Genomic DNA, 15,606 nt, shown 5'->3' with positions numbered 1-15,606 from the left:
CATGGGTTTCGCGCGTTGAGCACCTGGGTTCTTGCCTAGGAACTGCCGCGCTCCACCCATCCTACGGCGCATCCACTGCCGCCAGGATCTTGCCGAACAGCGCATCGGCATGCGCCGAGTCCAGCCAGCGGACGATCACGACCATTTTGCGCTCCGGCTCCACCCAGGTGAACGAGCTGCCCGCGCCCACGCCGAAGAAGCTGGACGCCGGCACGCTGGGGAACACGCGGCCTTCGTGGTTCAGCCAGATGAGATAGCCGTAGTACGGCGCGATCTCGCAAGGCGTGCGCATGGCCTGGATCCACTCGGCGGACAGCACCTGGCTGCCGTTGGCCTGGCCGCCGTTCAGCAGCATCTGGCCGATGAGCGCCTGGTCGCGGGCGCTGATGGACATGCCGCCGCCCCAGTGCGAGCCGCCCGGCACCGACGGCATGCGCTGGCCGTCGATCTCGACCCAGGCGTTGTCGTAGCCCACCCATTGCCAGTTCTCGCTGGCGCCGATGGGCCGGGTGACGGCCTCGCGGAAGACCTCGGGCAGCGGCTTGCGGAACAGGTGCAGCAACGCGTAGGACAGCTGGTTGATGCGCACGTCGTTGTATTCCCAGTACGTGCCGGGGCGCTGCAGCGGCCGCGCATCGCCCTTCTTGCCGTCGGGCGGCACTCCGAAGGTGACGGCGCGGTAGCGGTCGGCCTGGTCGGACACGCCGAAGCGCTCGCCTTCCCATTCGCTCGTCTGCTGCAAGAGGTGGCGCCAGGTGATGTCGGCGTTCTGGCCGCTGTCGAAGCCGATGCCGGGCACGCGCTTGCCGACCGGCTCGTCCACGTCGGGCAGCAGGCCGCGGTCATGCGCCACGCCGGCCAGGATCGCCAGGTAGAGCTTGGCGACGCTGAAGGTCAGGTCGGCGCGCTCCGGCTCGCCCCAGGACGCGACGGTCTTGCCGTCCACGACCACCACACCCGATACCGGACCGCGGTCGTGGATGGGGCCCAGCAGGCGGTTCCAGGGCGGCGGATCGTTCAGGTGCACGCCAAAATTGCCCTTGACGCTGCGGTCCCAGGCGGATTCATGGTCATTAGCGAACTGGATCGCCTGCTGCATGAGCGTATTCATTCCTTGTCCTCGTCGTCATTACACAGATCTTTCAATCGGGCGCACGGCTTTCAATCGAGCGCACGGTTTTCAATCCGGGGCGCCGCCGGATCCGGCTCCGCCGGTCCGCCAGCGCCGCCCCCCTGGGGGGGCCCGCGCAAGCGGGTTGGGGGGGGTCTACCCCTCCAGGAAATCCATAGCCGCCCGCACGCCGCCCGGCCGGTGCGGCACGCCGGCAGCGGAAAGGCCCATCTCCACGCCCGCCAGGGTTCCGCACAGCGTCAGGTCGTTGAAATGCCCCAGGTGGCCGATGCGGAATACCCGGTCGGCCAGCTTGCCCAGGCCCTGCCCCAGCGACATGTCGAAGCGCTCCAGCACCGTCTTGCGGAAGGCATCGGCGCCGTGCCCCGCCGGCATCACCACCGCGGTCAGCGCCGGGCTGTGCGCGGCCGGATCCAGGCTCAGCAGTTCCAGGCCCCAGGCCGCCACGGCCAGGCGCGTGGCCCGCGCATGGCGCAGATGGCGCGCGAACACCTGCGGCAACCCTTCTTCCCGCAGCATGACCAGCGCCTCGTGCAACCCGTAAAGCAGGTTGGTCGACGGCGTGTAGGGGAAATAGCCGCGCTCGTTCGCGGTCAGCATCTCGCGCCAGTCCCAGTACGAGCGCGGCAGGCGCGCCGTGTCGGCCGCGGCCAGCGCCTTCGCGCTGACGGCGTTGAAGGCCAGGCCGGGCGGCAGCATCAGGCCCTTCTGCGATCCGGCCACCGTCACGTCCACGCCCCATTCGTCATGGCGGTAATCGACGGAGCCCAGGGAGGAAATCGTGTCCACCATCAGCAGCGCGGGATGCCCCGCGCCGTCGATCGCCCGGCGCACGGCGGTGACGTCGCTGGTCACGCCGGTGGAGGTTTCGTTGTGCACCACGCACACGGCTTTGATCCGGCGCTCGGCGTCGTCGGCCAGCCGGGCGCCGATGGCGGCCGCGTCCACCGGGTGGCGCCAGTCGCCTTCCAGGAAGTCCACCTCCAGACCCAGCCGCCCCGCCAGCTTGCGCCAGAGGCTGGCGAAGTGCCCCGTCTCCACCATGAGCACGCGGTCGCCCGGCGACAGCGTGTTGACCAGGGCGGCCTCCCAGGCGCCGGTGCCCGAGGACGGGAAGATCACCACCGGCCCCCGGGTCTGGAACACCTCCCGGACGCCTTCCAGCACCGCCAGCCCCAGCGCGCCGAATACCGGGCCGCGGTGGTCGATGGTGGGCTGGTCGATGGCGCGCAGGACGCGGTCGGGCACGTTGGTGGGCCCCGGAATCTGCAGGAAATGCCGGCCGGACGGATGGTTGTTCAGGGTAAGCATGCGACGTCCCCAAGTGGAATCGTTTTGTATACCAACGAAAGGTGCCGGCGGACTAACTATCCGCGCGCGGCAGTCGAACTTGCGGCATGCGTCACTCTATCCCATTGTTTTTACGTAATTAACCTAGGGTATACACCCATCCAGGCGCGCCGGAATCCAGGTTTATAGTTCCGCAAAACACGGGGAATATTTGTATACCAATGAGCAGCGTTCCTAGCCTGATGCCCGAGGCCGCCCTGCGGCCAGCGGTCCGCGACGCCGGCGGCGGCGCCAGCCGCACGCTGCCGGCGACGGTGGCGGGGCAACTGCGCGAACGCATCATCCAGGGGGAATTCCCGCCCGGCTCGCGGTTGAACGAACGCGCGCTCTGCGACCTGCTGGGCGTGTCCCGCACGCCGCTGCGCGAAGCGTTCCGCCTGCTGGCCGCCGAGGGGCTGGTGCAGATCGAGCCGAACCGGGGCGCGCAGGTGGTGGCGCTGTCCGAGGCCAACATCCGCGAGGCCTTCGAAGTCATCGGCGGGCTGGAAGCCATGTCGTGCCGGCTCGCCTGCGAACGCGCCACGGACCTCGAAATCGCCGAGATCCGGGCGCTGACCTACGAAATGATGGCCAGCCACGCGCGCCGCGACCTGCCCACCTACTTCCAGACCAACCGCGAGATCCACGAGCGCATCAGCCTGGCCTCGCACAACAGCCTGCTCAAGCAGCTGTACGACGCGCAGAACGCGCGCATCCAGAACCTGCGCTTCGTCTCGAACGAGAACCGGCAGAAATGGGACCTGGCGATGCGCGAGCACATCGAGATGGCCGAGGCCCTGGAGGCGCGCGACGCCGACCGGCTGGCCGGCATCATGCGCCAGCACCTGCAACGCAAGTGCGAGGCGGCGCTGAAGACCTTGCGCCCCGCCGCCACGCCGCCGCCCGATTCCGACTGATCCCACTATCCCGCCCGACGGATACGCAGTAGACACGCAGTACGTGCAGTGACTTCCACAGGAGCCTCGCCATGGCCGATTGCCGCGTCCCCCCCGTATCATCCCCGCCTTTCCTCCGCTGCCTTCCCCCGTTGAAAACCCTGGCCGCCGCCTTGCTGGCCTGCGCCGCCGCGGCCGCCCAGCCGGCCCTGGCCGGCAAGAAGGACGACACGCTGCGCATGGCGTACGACCAGGCGCCCGAGAGCGTGGACCCCTACTACAACAACGTGCGGATCGGCGTCATCATCGCCGCCAACGTCTGGGACACCCTGCTCTACCGCGACCCGGTGACCAATGAGTACAAGGGGCAGCTCGCCAAGAGCTGGAAGCAGGTCGACGACAAGACCATGGAATTCGAGCTGCGCGAAGGCGTCAAATTCCACAACGGCGAGGAGTTCGACGCGGACTCGGTGGTGTACACGCTGAACTACGTGGCCGATCCCAAGAACAAGGCCGTGACGCAGCAGAACGTGGCCTGGATCGACAAGGTCGAGAAGATCGACAAGTACAAGGTGCGCCTGACCACCAAGGAGCCCTTCCCCGGCGCCAAGGAATACCTGTCCACCACCGCCGCCATCCATCCCGCCAAGTACTACCAGGAAGTCGGCCCCAAGGGCATGAACGCCAAGCCGGTGGGCTCGGGCCCGTACAAGGTGGTGGACTACCAGCCGGGCAAGTCCATCACGCTGGAACGCAACGCCGACTACTTCAAGGATTCGCCCAAGGCGCAGCCGAAGATCGGCAAGGTGGTGATCCGCTTCATCCCCGACCGCCAGACCCAGATGGCCGAAGTGATATCGGGCGGCGAGGACCTGATCATGAGCGTGCCCAAGGACCAGGCGGAACAGCTGGGCGGCATGCCGGCGCTGCAGATGGTCACGGGCAACACCATGCGCATCGTCTTCATGCAGATGAACATCCTGGAGGGCACGCCGGCGCCCCAGCTGAAGGACGAGCGCGTGCGCCGCGCCATCATCCACGCGATCGACCGCGAATCCATGCTCAAGAACATCGTGGGCGAAGGCGGCGGCCTCATCAACACCATCTGCACGCCGTCGCAGGTGGGCTGCACCCAGGACGGCGCCACCGTCTACAAGTACGATCCGGCGCTGGCGAAGAAGCTGCTGGCCGAGGCCGGCTATCCGAACGGGTTCGACATCGACATCGTGGCCTACCGCGAGCGCAACCAGACCGAGGCCATCATCAACTACCTGCAGGCGGTCGGCATCCGCGCCAAGCTGAACTTCCTGCAATACGCGGCCATGCGCGACATGATCCGCGCCAACAAGGCCTCGCTCACGCACCAGACCTGGGGCTCCAACCTGGTCAACGACGTGTCGGCCTCCACGCCGGTGTACTTTGCCTTCGGCAACGACGACATCACCCGCGACCCGCAGGTGCGCGACCTGCTCAACAAGGGCGACCACACCATCGATAGCGCCGCGCGCAACGCCGCCTACAAGCAGGCGCTGGACCAGATCGCGCAGAAGGCCTACGCGGTGCCGCTGTGGACCTTGCCGGCCTACTACGTCGCCACCAAGGACGTGAACTTCAAGCCCTACTCGGACGAGCTGGTGCGCTTCTGGGACATGAGCTGGAAGTAAGGCGCGGCGTGCGCCGGGCCCGGCTCCGAGCCGGCCCGGCGGCGCGTAACGGAGAGGAAGTCCTATGCTTTACTTCACGATCAGGCGCCTGGGCCTGGCGGTGCTGGTGGCGCTGACCGTCTCGATCCTGGCGTTCTTGCTGCTGCACCTGTCGGGCGATCCGGCGCTGGCCCTGGCCGGCGAAGGCGCGCGCCAGGCCGATATCGACATGATCCGCAAGACCTACGGCCTGGACCGGCCGCTGGCGGTGCAGTACGCCGACTGGCTCTGGCACATCCTGCGGGGCGATTTCGGCACCTCGGTGTATTTCAAGACCGAGGCCGGGCCGCTGATCCTCTCCAAGCTCAAGACCACGCTGCTCCTGGGCCTGGGCGCCCTCGGCTTTGCGCTGCTGGTATCGATCCCGCTGGGCGTGCTGGCCGCCCTGTACAAGGGCAGCCTGATCGACCGCGCCTGCCTGGCGATCGCGGTGCTGGGCCAGGCGCTGCCCAACTTCTTCTTCGCGCTCATCCTCATCATGCTGTTCTCGATCTCGCTGCGCCTGCTGCCGGTCTCGGGCAGCGGCAGCTGGCAGCACTTCGTGATGCCGGCGATCGCGCTGGGCTATTACGTGGCGCCCGCCTTCATGCGGCTGATCCGCGCCGGCATGATCGAGGTCCTGGCCGCGGACTACATCCGCACCGCGCGGGCCAAGGGCCTGCCGGCGCGCAAGATCGTCTTCAAGCACGCGTTGCGCAACGCCATCGTGCCGGTAGTGGCGCTGGCGGCGGTGCAGCTGGGCTACCTGCTGGGCGGCTCGGTGGTGATCGAAACCATCTTCGCGCTGGACGGCCTGGGTTACCTGGCCTACCAGAGCATTACCTACAAGGATTATCCGGTGATGCAGCTGATCGTGCTGCTGCTGTCGGTGCTCTACGTCCTGCTGACCCTCGCCGCCGATATCGCCAACGCGTGGCTCGATCCGCGCATCCGGGTGTCCTGACATGAGCGCGCCCTCCCTGACCCCGTCCGTGCCCGGCGCACCGGCCCCGGCGCCGCTGGAACTGTCCGCCTCCGCGCTGCGCTGGCGCCGGCTGCTGCGCAACAAGGCGCTGCTGGCCGGTGGCGGCATCCTGCTCGCCATCGTGCTGATCGCGATCTTCGCGCCCTGGATCTCGCCGCACGACCCCTACTTCCAGGACCTGGCCTACCGCACCGCGCCGCCCGTCTGGTACGCCAAGGGCACCTGGCTGCACCCGCTGGGCACCGACCAGCTGGGCCGCGACTACCTGTCCCGCCTCTTCTACGGCGCCCGCATCTCGCTGCTGATCGGCATCAGCGTGGCGCTGATCTCCGGCCTGATCGGCACGGCGATGGGCATGGCGGCCGGCTACTTCGGCGGCAAGACCGACATGGCCGTGTCCTTCCTGATCACCACCCGCCTGTCCATGCCCGTGATCCTGGTGGCGCTGGCCACGGTGGCCATCGTGGGCGGCTCGCTCTGGGTCGTGATCCTGGTGCTGGGGCTGCTCAAGTGGGACCGCTACGCCGTGGTGATGCGCAGCGCCACCCAGCAGGTGCGCTCGCTGGAATACGTGGCCGCCGCGCAGGCGGCGGGCGCGTCCACCTGGCGCATCGTCTGGGGCGAGGTGCTGCCCAACGTGGTGCCGCAGCTGATCGTGATCGCCACGCTGGAGGCGGCCAGCGCCATCCTGCTGGAAGCCTCGCTGTCCTTCCTGGGCCTGGGCGTGCAGCCGCCGCTGCCGTCGTGGGGCCTGATGATCTCGGAGGCCAAGGCCTATATGTTCTTCTCGTTCTGGCTGATCGCCATTCCCGGGTCCGCGCTGGCCTTGCTGATCTTCGCCATCAACCTGGCGGGCGACGGGCTGCACCAGCTCCTGACGCCCGAGGAGAAATCCTGATATGAACGGCACCGACATCGTTCTGGACGTACAAGGGCTGAGCGTCGACATCGCCACGCCGCGCGGCCCGCTGCACGCGGTGCGCGACGTTTCCTTCCAGGTCCGGCGCGGCGAGACGCTATGCCTGGTCGGGGAATCGGGCTGCGGCAAATCCATGACTTCGCTGGCCGTCATGGGGCTCCTGCCCAAGGCCGCGCAGCGCCGCACGCGCCGCCTGGCGGTGCTGGGCGAGGACCTCTCCGCCGCTCGCGGCCGGCGCATCAATGCCTTGCGCGGAAGCAAGATGGCCATGATCTTCCAGGAGCCCATGACGGCGCTGAACCCCGCCTACGCCATCGGCGAGCAGCTCACCGAACACTACATCCACCATCGCAAGGCCAGCGCGCGCCAGGCCCGCGACCGCGCGGTGGAACTGCTGGAGAAGGTCGGCATCGCCTCGGCGGGCCAGCGGCTCGGCCAGTATCCCCACCAGCTCTCGGGCGGGCTGCGCCAGCGCGTCATGATCGCGATGGCGCTGATGTGCGGCCCCGAACTGCTGATCGCCGACGAACCGAGCACCGCGCTGGACGTCACCATCCAGGCGCAGATCCTGCGGCTGCTGGCCGACCTGCAGGCCGAGCTGGGCATCGCCATGGTGCTGATCACCCACGACCTGGGCGTGGTCGCGCGCATCGCCCGGCAGGTGGCGGTGATGTACGCGGGCCAGATCGTCGAGGAAGGGCCGGTGGCGGAGCTCTTCGCCTCGCCCCGCCACCCCTACACGCAGGGGCTGCTGGGCTGTATCCCGGTGCCGGGCCGCACGCCGCCCGGCGAAGCGCTGGGCACCATCCCCGGTGTCGTGCCCGCGCTGGTGGGCGATCTTCCCGGCTGCGCCTTCTTCGACCGCTGCCCCCACGCGCAGCCGCGCTGCCGCCAGGCGGTGCCCGTGCGCGGCGCCGCGACGGGCCAGCAATGGCGCTGCATCCTCCATCCGGAAGGAGCCGTCGCATGAGCCCCCTGTTGCAAGCCGACGCCGTCAGCCGGCAGTTCTCGATCCGCTCCGGCATGTTCCGGCCGCGCAGCACCCTGCACGCCGTCAATGGCGTGGACCTGGCGGTGGAACGCGGCGCGGTGCTGGGCATCGTGGGCGAATCGGGCTGCGGGAAATCCACGCTGGCGCGCATGCTGCTGGGCCTGACGCCGCCCACCGAGGGCGCGGTGCGGCTGGACGGGCAGGACATCCGCGGCCTGGACCGCCGCGCGCTGGCCCGCCGCGTGCAGCCGATCTTCCAGGACCCGTATTCCTCGCTGAACCCGCGGCGCTCCATCGCCTCCATCGTGTCCCTGCCGCTGGAGGTGCACGGCATCGCCAATCCGAAGCAGCAGAAAGCCATCGAGATGCTGGAACGCGTCGGGCTGCCGCCGCGGCTGGCCCACAACACGCCGGGCCAATTGTCCGGCGGGCAACGCCAGCGCGTCGCCATCGCGCGGGCGCTGGTGATGCATCCGGAGATCGTCATCTGCGACGAGCCCACTTCCGCGCTGGACGTGTCGGTGCAGGCGCAGATCATGAACCTGCTGATGGATCTGCGGCGCGAATTCAATCTCACCTATGTCTTCATCAGCCACAACCTGGCTGTGGTGGAGCATATCGCCACCCACGTGGCGGTGATGTACCTGGGCCGGGTGGTCGAATCCGCCGCCACCGCGCAGCTCTTCCACGATCCCCGCCACCCCTACACGCAAGCGCTGCTGGCCTCGGTGCTCACGCCCGAGCCGGGCCTGGGCATTCCGGACATGGGGTTGGGCCTGTCGTTCCCGGACCCGCTGCGCCCGCCCTCCGGCTGCCCGTTCCATCCGCGCTGCCAGCATGCCATGGACCGCTGCAAGACCGAGCGCCCGCCGCTGGCGCAACACGGATCCGCCGTGGTGGCCTGCCACCTCTATCCTCCCGCCCCCTCTTCCCCGAACGGAGTCCTCCCATCATGACCCGAGCACAAGCCATCGCCCAGGCGGAACGGTGTTTCGATTCCGGCGCGTTCCGCGCCCTGCTGGCGCGCCGCCTGGCGATGCCCACCGAAAGCCAGAATCCCGAACGCGCCGCGATCCTGGCGGACTACCTGGAAACCGAGATCCGGCCGGCCTTCGAGGCCCTGGGCTTCGCCTGCCGCACGCTTACCCATCCGAAGGCGCTGGCGCCGTTCCTGTACGCCGAGCGCATCGAGGACCCGGCCCTGCCCACGGTGCTGGGCTACGGCCACGGCGACGTCATCCGGGGCCTGGAGCGGGAATGGAAGGAAGGCATCTCGCCTTGGGCGCTGACCGAAGCCGAAGGCCGCTGGTACGGCCGCGGCATCGCCGACAACAAAGGGCAGCACACCGTCAATATGGAAGCCTTGCGGCTGGTGCTGGAAACCCGCGGCAAGCTGGGCTTCAACGCGAAGTACCTGATCGAGATGGGCGAGGAAACGGGCTCGATGGGCTTGCGCGAGCTGTGCGACGAACACCGCGACCTGCTGGCCGCCGACCTGCTCATCGCCTCCGACGGGCCGCGCCTGAGCGCGCAGCGGCCCACCGTGTTCCTGGGCGCCCGCGGCAGCCTGAACTTCGACCTGAGCATCGACGCCCGGGCGGGCGGCCACCATTCGGGCAACTGGGGCGGCCTGATCTCCAACCCCGGCATCCAGCTGGCCCACGCCATTTCCACGCTGGTGTCGCCCACCGGCCAGATCCGCGTGCCGGAGTGGGTGCCCGCCGAACTGCCCGCGGGCGTGCGCCGCGCCCTGGCCGACTGCCAGGTGGATGGCGGCGCCGACGGGCCCGAGATCGAACCCGACTGGGGCGAGCCCGGGCTCTCGCCGGCCGAACGCGTCTTCGGCTGGTGTTCGTTCGAGGTGCTGGCCTACAAGACCGGCAACCCGGACACGCCGGTCAATGCCATCCCGCCCAAGGCCTGGGCGCGCTGCCAGCTGCGCTTCGTGGTGGGCGTGGATCCCGACGCACTGATCCCCGCCCTGCGCCGCCACCTGGACCGCCAGGGCTTTCCCATGGTCAAGATCGCCCTCACGCGCGAAAGCATGTTCCGCGCCACCCGCATCGATCCGGAAGACGCGTGGGTCCGCTGGGCCGTGGACTCGCTGGAGCGCACCTCCGGCGCCAAGGCCGCCGTGCTGCCCAACCTGGGCGGATCGCTGCCCAATGACATCTTCACCGACGTGCTGGGCCTGCGCACGATCTGGGTGCCGCACTCCTACCCCGGCTGCTCCCAGCACGCGCCCAACGAACACCTGCCGCCGGACCTGCTGCGCCAGGGCCTGAGCCTGATGACCGGGCTGTACTGGGACCTGGGCGCGGGCGGCACGCCGGCCCTGGCGCGCTGAAGCGCGGCCGAACGCCGCGGCCTGGCCACGCCGCGCCGCATATCGCCAGCGGATATAAACAAGCGGCGAATAAATCGTTGGCGGCGGCGCCCGCAGTCATTAGAGTCCAACGCCGTCATGCCGCGCCCGCATTCCGCGGGCGCGCCGCCACTTTCGAGAACCCGCTCCATGCCTATCCGATTCCAGGCCGCGCGCCGCCGCGCCCTGCTTGCCCTCACTCTCGCCCTCGCCGGCACGGGCGCCGCCCAGGCCGAACAGCGCGTGATCCGCATCGTCGTGCCCTACGGCACCGGCGCCGTCCAGGACACGATCGCGCGCGCCATCGGCGACGAACTGGGCCAGGCGCTCAACGCCTCCATCGTGGTGGAGAACCGCGCCGGCGCCGGCGGCACGGTGGGCACGGCCCAGGTGGCCCGCGCCAAGCCCGACGGCAACACCCTGGTGCTGGCCGCGGCCAGCCACCACATCGCGGGCTATCTGTACAAGAACCTGAGCTACGACCCCCACAAGGATTTCACCGGCGTGGCCTACGTGGGCAACACCGGCTACATCATCCTGGCCTCGGCCGCGCTCAACGCCCGGAACACCGCCGAATTCATCCAGGCCGTGCGCGCCAAGCCGGGCGCCTACGACTACGCCTCGGCGGGCAACGGCAGCGCGTCGCACCTGGGCATGGCCTCGTTCCTGACCGCCGCCGGCGCGCAGATGCAGCACATCCCGATGAAGTCCACCGGCGACGCCGTGACCGAGCTGCTGGCCGGGCGCGTGCAGGCCGTGACGGCCGCCACCATCGGCGTGACCGCCTACCGCAATGACCCGCGAGTGACCTTCCTGGCCTACACCGGCAAGAGCCGCTCGCGCTTCGCGCCCGACCTGCCCACCGCGGCCGAAAGCGGCCTGCCCGGCTACGCCTTCGATTCGTGGCTGGGCCTGCTGGCGCCGGCCGGCATCGCCGCCGCGGACCGCGACCAGATCAACGCCGCCGTCAACAAGGTGCTGGCCGATCCCAAGGTGCAGGCGCGCCTGGCCGCGCTGGGCGTGGAAGCCGAAGCCAAATCGGCCGCGCAGTTCCAGGATCTGCTGAAGGCGGATTGGGCCGCGGCCGAAAAGCTGGTGGCGGCCTCGGGCGCGCGGGTCGAGTAAGGGCTCTGCCCCCCGCCCGGGCGGCCTCAGCCCTCGTCCGCCGACGGATCGTCTTCGGGTCCGTCGCCGGGCACATACTCCAGCAGGTCGCCCGGCTGGCATTCGAGGTAGCGACAGATCGCTTCCAGCGTCGAGAACCGAACCGCGCGCACCTTGCCCGACTTCAGCAGCGAAACGTTGGCCTCGGTGATCCCGACGGCGCGGGCCAGTTCGTTGGAGCGGATCTTGCGCCGGGCAAGCATGACATCGAGATTGACGACGATAGGCATGGGCGTCAGACCGTGAACTGCTGGTCTTCGTCGATCTTGCGCGCCTCGTCCATGACCCAGGCGATCACCATCAGCACGCCGCCCGCCACCGCGGCCAGCGCCATGCCGGCGTCGATCCCCACGCTGATCACCCGCTGCCCGGGAGGATTGCCCGAGGAAATCGTCAACGCCATGATCGGCGTGTAGATCAGCTGCCCGACGGCGAAGAGCGCCAGCGACAGGCCGAAGCCGCGCAGCGCCGCCACATTGCGCTCGCCGAACATGGCGCCCGCCGCATACAGGCGGAACAGCCGGCGCAGATGCACCAGCCCCAGCACCAGCGGCCACGCCAGGACCAGCGACAACGCCAGGCAGACGCCGCGCAACCAGGGCGGGAACGACGTCACGCCGGCCACTCCTTCCATCCAGGCGGCATTCAATTCGGCAAGATCCAGCGTCAGCCAATACACCGCGACGAGCACGGGCGCGCCCACCATCAAGGCGCTGCACACGCTGGCGAAGCGGCGGCTGATCCTGCCGATACGTTGCCGATTGGCTTCCTGGCTTTTCATAGTCATGGCGATCCCACTAAGGACATTGAAGTAGGCCGAAGTCTAGCATTTTTTATCGATAAACAATAATAAAATGAATCTAAACAGAAATTTCTCAGACCCACGCACACGGTCAGCACCCGGGAACGCCGGGCGCGCGCGGCAGGCGCGGGCGAAAAAAAAGCCTCCGGCTAGGAGGCTGTTCGGAGCGGCTGCCGTTCTCGCATGCCATCCAATAACAGGTCGGTGATGAAGTCCGCCAGCGCCTCGCGCCGTTCGGCGTCGGGCGCCTGCCGCGTGAACCGCTCGACGATGCCCATCAGCGACTGCGCGAACCAATCGGCGCGGACTTCCGGCCTGAAGAGGCCCGCCTCCTGCTCGGCCCGCACGTTGTCGGCGATCATGCCCACCAGTTCATCCTTCAGCGCTTCCGCCTCGTCGACCTGGAAGAAGCCGATGCGCGTCAGGTTGGGATCTTCCTGGAGGATGGCCAGCAGGCCGTTCACGCCCTGGCGGATGCGGCCGGCGAGTTCGCCCCCTGCCAGGCCGGCGGGCAGGCGCGCCTGGCCGATGGCGTGCCGCAGGCGCTGCGCGAACATGCCCACCAGTTCATCGTAGGCGGCCTGCTTGCTGGTGAAATATTGATAGAAGACAGGCTGGGTCACGCCCGCCCGGGCGACGATGTCGCTGATCCGGGTATGCTGGAATCCGCGTTCCGCGAATTCCGCGGCGGCGACCTCCAAGAGCTGCAACCGCGTGCGTTCGCCTTTCGTGAGGCGCTTGTCTTGCGCTGAAGTAGAAGGTGGGGCCGTAATCATCGCGAGAAAATACTACCGTTCAGCACTTTTAGCCACTCTTTCAGCACCCCTTTTATCCTGCCGATGTCCTTGCCGCTACGCGCTTTGTCCGCCACCCTGGCGCTCCCGCTTGCCCTCCTCGTTTCGGGCTGCGTGCCCTACCCCGTGTACAAGACAATGCAGCCGGATGCGCGCATCACGGTGCTGGACGAAAGCGCGCAACCCGTGGCGAATGCGCGCGTGGTGCTGATCAGCAGCGCCTACCCCTACGGCCGCGAACAGTTCCGCAACGAAACGCGCAGCGGCGCCGACGGCACGGCCGCCTTCGAGCCGATTCGCGAATGGCGCGCGGAATCGATGATGCTGCACGGATCGCAGGTGTACTTCTGGAACTGGTGCGTGGAGAAAGCGGGTTACGAAACTTACGAAACCTTGAATCGCGAGCCCTCGGGCTTCGACGAGCGAGCGCAGGTCCGCTTGCGCGCGGGCGAGTCGCGCCCATGCAACAGCGGGCAACGGCCGCCGGCCGCGCGCCGCGGCGCTGAAACGGGTTGAAATCCCGGTAGCGCTTGAGACAACTTGTAGCGCCGGCGCGGCAGTAAAGTAGGGATATCGCCCAGGGTTGCGCAAGGTGCCGGCCGGGGCGTATCAGGAGTGGAATCATGAAGCGGTTTTCGAGCCGGGCGGCCGTGGCGGCGCTGGCTCTGGCGATGGCCAGCGCGCCGGCGCTGGCGGGCGGCGGACACGGCGGTGGCTACCACGGCGGTTACGGCGGCGGTTATCACGGCGGCTATCACCACTATCACGGCGGAAGCAGCAGTTCCAGCGGCTGGTGGATAGGCGGCGCATTCGCGCTGGCCGCGGTCGGCCTGCTGCTGGCGGCGGATTCGAGTCCCGCCTACGTTCAAGGCGGCGTCTACGCGCCCGGCGTGGTCTACACCAGTCCGCCGGTGTATGCCGCTCCCGTCTACGACGCGCCGCTGTACCAGCCGCCGCCGCCGCAGTACGCGCCGGTGCAATATGAACACGCCCAGCCCGTGAGCCCGGCCCAGGCCGGCGCCACTGCGGACTGCCAGCGCTGGGCCATGAACCAGAGCGGCTATGACCCGGCCACCATCACGCAATGGACCACGCAGGTCATGGTGGACACCTACAACCGCATGCTGGATTCCTGCATGGCTAGATAGGCCCCCCTACCCGAGGGCTTCATACCTTTATCTGGGGTATACCCGGTTGTCACTGCGCGCCGGCATGCACACACTGCATGCCGGCGCGCCGCATTGGACGGCCGTCGTCGCGCCCGGGCGACATACGCCGGGCACCAAGGGGAAAGAAGCATGTTGAATTTCAAGCGGATTGCCGGGCTTTGCGCGCTCGGCGCGGCCTGCGCGTTCTCGGGCGCCGCGCAGGCTCAGGCCGACAAGTCCCAGGCCATGACCATCGTAGTGCCCTACGGCGCCGGCGGCATCGTCGACAACACCGCCCGCGCCTTCGCGCAGAAGCTGGCGGCGGAACTGGGCAAGCCGGTGGTGGTGGAGAACCGCGGCGGCGCGGGCGGCATGATAGGCATGAACGCCGTGGCCCGCGCGCAGGACGAGAACACGCTGGCCTTCACCGCGGTCAGCCCCGTTACGCTGTCGCCGCACGTGATGAAGACGCTCTACGACCCGCTGAAGGATCTGGCGCCGGTGGCCGCCGTCATGTATTCGCCGGTCTATCTGGTGGGCGGCCCGAAGTTCACCGGCAAGACCTTCAAGGATATGCTGGCCCAGGCCAAGGCCGATCCCGACGGCCTGTCGCTGGCGACGGCCGGCGTCGGCTCGCTGGGCCACCTGATGCTCGAACAGATCTCCGGGCAGGCGGGCGTGCGCATCGCCCACGTGCCGTACAAGGGCATGGCCCAGATGGTGCCCGACGCGCTGGGCGGACAGTTCACGCTGATGCTGGTCAACGCGTCCGGCCCGATCAACGCGCTGATCGACGAAGGCAAGCTCACGCTGCTGGCGGTGGGCTCTCCGGTCCGCCTGCCGGGCCGGCCCGACACGCCCACGCTGGCCGAGCTGGGCTATCCCATGGCCAACATGACCTCCACGTTCGGTTTCTTCGCGCCCGGCACCGCCAGCGCCGATTTCCGCGCGCGCATGAACGGCCTGATCAACAAAATCGCCGCCATGCCCGACGTGAGCAAGCCTCTGACCGACTCGCTGAACATCATGTCGCCCGGCACCGTGGAGCAGTTCACGGCCCAGGTGCGCAAGGAATACGAGGACAACGGCAAGATCGTGAAGCAGGCCAACATTCGCACCGAATAGGCGCCGCGGCGGCGGGCCGGCGGCTCGGCCCCGCTACGCCCGCCGCGCGCACAGCAGGCCCGCGGCCAGGAAGGCAAGCGCGGGAACGATCCAGACGAACCCCGCGTCCGTGTAGACCACCTGGTCGACCGGGTCGTAGTAGCGGCCCAGCTCGTTGAAGTCCCATCTCAGGTACTGCGCGTACCACGCATAGAAGCACAGCGCGGACAGGCCCAGGCAGGCCGCGCCCGCCACGCGCCGCAGCCGGCTGCGCCGGGCGCGCGCCGCCGCTTTC

Annotated in this window: 17 protein-coding genes; 11 read left to right on the top strand and 6 right to left on the bottom strand. The window is 68.5% G+C overall.

Going from position 1 to position 15,606, the window contains the following annotated elements; genetic code table 11:
* Positions 1–61: 61 nt before the first annotated feature.
* Both ADE01S_RS30365 and ADE01S_RS30360 read right to left on the bottom strand, forming a co-directional pair.
* Positions 62–1,111, bottom strand: a complete 1,050-nt coding sequence (locus ADE01S_RS30365; protein WP_062685486.1) for a serine hydrolase domain-containing protein — start codon at positions 1,109–1,111, stop codon at positions 62–64.
* A gap of 156 nt (positions 1,112–1,267) precedes the next feature.
* Positions 1,268–2,443, bottom strand: a complete 1,176-nt coding sequence (locus tag ADE01S_RS30360; RefSeq protein ID WP_062685485.1) for a pyridoxal-phosphate-dependent aminotransferase family protein — start codon at positions 2,441–2,443, stop codon at positions 1,268–1,270.
* Between the two features lie 200 nt (positions 2,444–2,643).
* Between ADE01S_RS30360 and ADE01S_RS30355 the strand changes: the two genes are divergently transcribed.
* From ADE01S_RS30355 to ADE01S_RS30320, 8 genes are all read left to right on the top strand, one after another.
* Positions 2,644–3,378, top strand: a complete 735-nt coding sequence (locus ADE01S_RS30355) for a GntR family transcriptional regulator (RefSeq protein WP_062685484.1) — start codon at positions 2,644–2,646, stop codon at positions 3,376–3,378.
* 71 nt (positions 3,379–3,449) lie between these two features.
* A complete protein-coding gene (locus ADE01S_RS30350) occupies positions 3,450–5,021 on the top strand; it encodes an ABC transporter substrate-binding protein (protein ID WP_062685483.1) in 1,572 nt (523 codons plus the stop codon).
* 64 nt (positions 5,022–5,085) lie between these two features.
* A complete protein-coding gene (locus ADE01S_RS30345; RefSeq protein ID WP_062685482.1) occupies positions 5,086–6,003 on the top strand; it encodes an ABC transporter permease in 918 nt (305 codons plus the stop codon).
* Between the two features lies 1 nt (position 6,004).
* Complete coding sequence (locus ADE01S_RS30340; RefSeq protein ID WP_062685481.1) at positions 6,005–6,922, top strand: ABC transporter permease; 918 nt, start codon at positions 6,005–6,007, stop codon at positions 6,920–6,922.
* 1 nt (position 6,923) lies between these two features.
* Complete coding sequence (locus tag ADE01S_RS30335) at positions 6,924–7,913, top strand: ABC transporter ATP-binding protein (RefSeq protein WP_062685480.1); 990 nt, start codon at positions 6,924–6,926, stop codon at positions 7,911–7,913.
* Positions 7,910–8,890, top strand: coding sequence for an ABC transporter ATP-binding protein (locus tag ADE01S_RS30330; RefSeq protein WP_062685479.1), 981 nt, complete (start codon positions 7,910–7,912; stop codon positions 8,888–8,890). The genes ADE01S_RS30335 and ADE01S_RS30330 overlap by 4 nt, the downstream gene beginning before the upstream one ends.
* Entirely contained in the window at positions 8,887–10,281 is a 1,395-nt protein-coding gene (locus ADE01S_RS30325; RefSeq protein ID WP_062685478.1) for a M20 family metallopeptidase, read from the top strand. Before ADE01S_RS30330 ends, ADE01S_RS30325 begins: the two co-directional genes overlap by 4 nt.
* 168 nt (positions 10,282–10,449) lie before the next feature.
* Positions 10,450–11,424 (top strand): tripartite tricarboxylate transporter substrate-binding protein, encoded by a 975-nt coding sequence (locus tag ADE01S_RS30320; RefSeq protein WP_062685477.1) that lies wholly within the window; start codon positions 10,450–10,452, stop codon positions 11,422–11,424.
* A 26-nt stretch (positions 11,425–11,450) separates the two neighbouring features.
* Here ADE01S_RS30320 and ADE01S_RS30315 read toward each other — a convergent pair whose 3' ends face one another.
* The 3 genes from ADE01S_RS30315 to ADE01S_RS30305 all read right to left on the bottom strand — a co-directional run bounded on the left by ADE01S_RS30315 (position 11,451) and on the right by ADE01S_RS30305 (position 12,975).
* The gene (locus ADE01S_RS30315; protein ID WP_062685476.1) at positions 11,451–11,693 is read right to left on the bottom strand and encodes a helix-turn-helix domain-containing protein; all 243 of its coding nucleotides are present in this window, start codon (positions 11,691–11,693) and stop codon (positions 11,451–11,453) included.
* Positions 11,694–11,698: 5 nt separating this feature from the next.
* Positions 11,699–12,250: a DUF2975 domain-containing protein gene (locus ADE01S_RS30310; protein ID WP_082775925.1), complete on the bottom strand. Its 552-nt coding sequence runs from the start codon at positions 12,248–12,250 to the stop codon at positions 11,699–11,701.
* A 164-nt stretch (positions 12,251–12,414) separates the two neighbouring features.
* Positions 12,415–12,975 (bottom strand): TetR/AcrR family transcriptional regulator, encoded by a 561-nt coding sequence (locus ADE01S_RS30305; RefSeq protein WP_305954974.1) that lies wholly within the window; start codon positions 12,973–12,975, stop codon positions 12,415–12,417.
* 135 nt (positions 12,976–13,110) lie between these two features.
* Between ADE01S_RS30305 and ADE01S_RS30300 the strand changes: the two genes are divergently transcribed.
* From ADE01S_RS30300 to ADE01S_RS30290, 3 genes are all read left to right on the top strand, one after another.
* A complete protein-coding gene (locus tag ADE01S_RS30300) occupies positions 13,111–13,575 on the top strand; it encodes a carboxypeptidase-like regulatory domain-containing protein (RefSeq protein ID WP_228468470.1) in 465 nt (154 codons plus the stop codon).
* Positions 13,576–13,682: 107 nt separating this feature from the next.
* Positions 13,683–14,207 (top strand): hypothetical protein, encoded by a 525-nt coding sequence (locus tag ADE01S_RS30295; RefSeq protein WP_062685472.1) that lies wholly within the window; start codon positions 13,683–13,685, stop codon positions 14,205–14,207.
* A 150-nt stretch (positions 14,208–14,357) separates the two neighbouring features.
* Entirely contained in the window at positions 14,358–15,332 is a 975-nt protein-coding gene (locus tag ADE01S_RS30290) for a Bug family tripartite tricarboxylate transporter substrate binding protein (RefSeq protein ID WP_062685471.1), read from the top strand.
* Between the two features lie 33 nt (positions 15,333–15,365).
* Here ADE01S_RS30290 and ADE01S_RS31885 read toward each other — a convergent pair.
* Positions 15,366–15,606: hypothetical protein (locus ADE01S_RS31885; RefSeq protein WP_062685470.1), on the bottom strand; the 241-nt coding region annotated here is incomplete at its 5' end.

Origin of the sequence: Achromobacter denitrificans NBRC 15125 (assembly GCF_001571365.1) — a bacterium.
Lineage (GTDB): Bacteria > Pseudomonadota > Gammaproteobacteria > Burkholderiales > Burkholderiaceae_B > Achromobacter > Achromobacter denitrificans.
The sequence above is the reverse complement of the archived record's forward strand: the minus strand, read 5'-3'. Positions and strand labels throughout refer to the sequence as shown.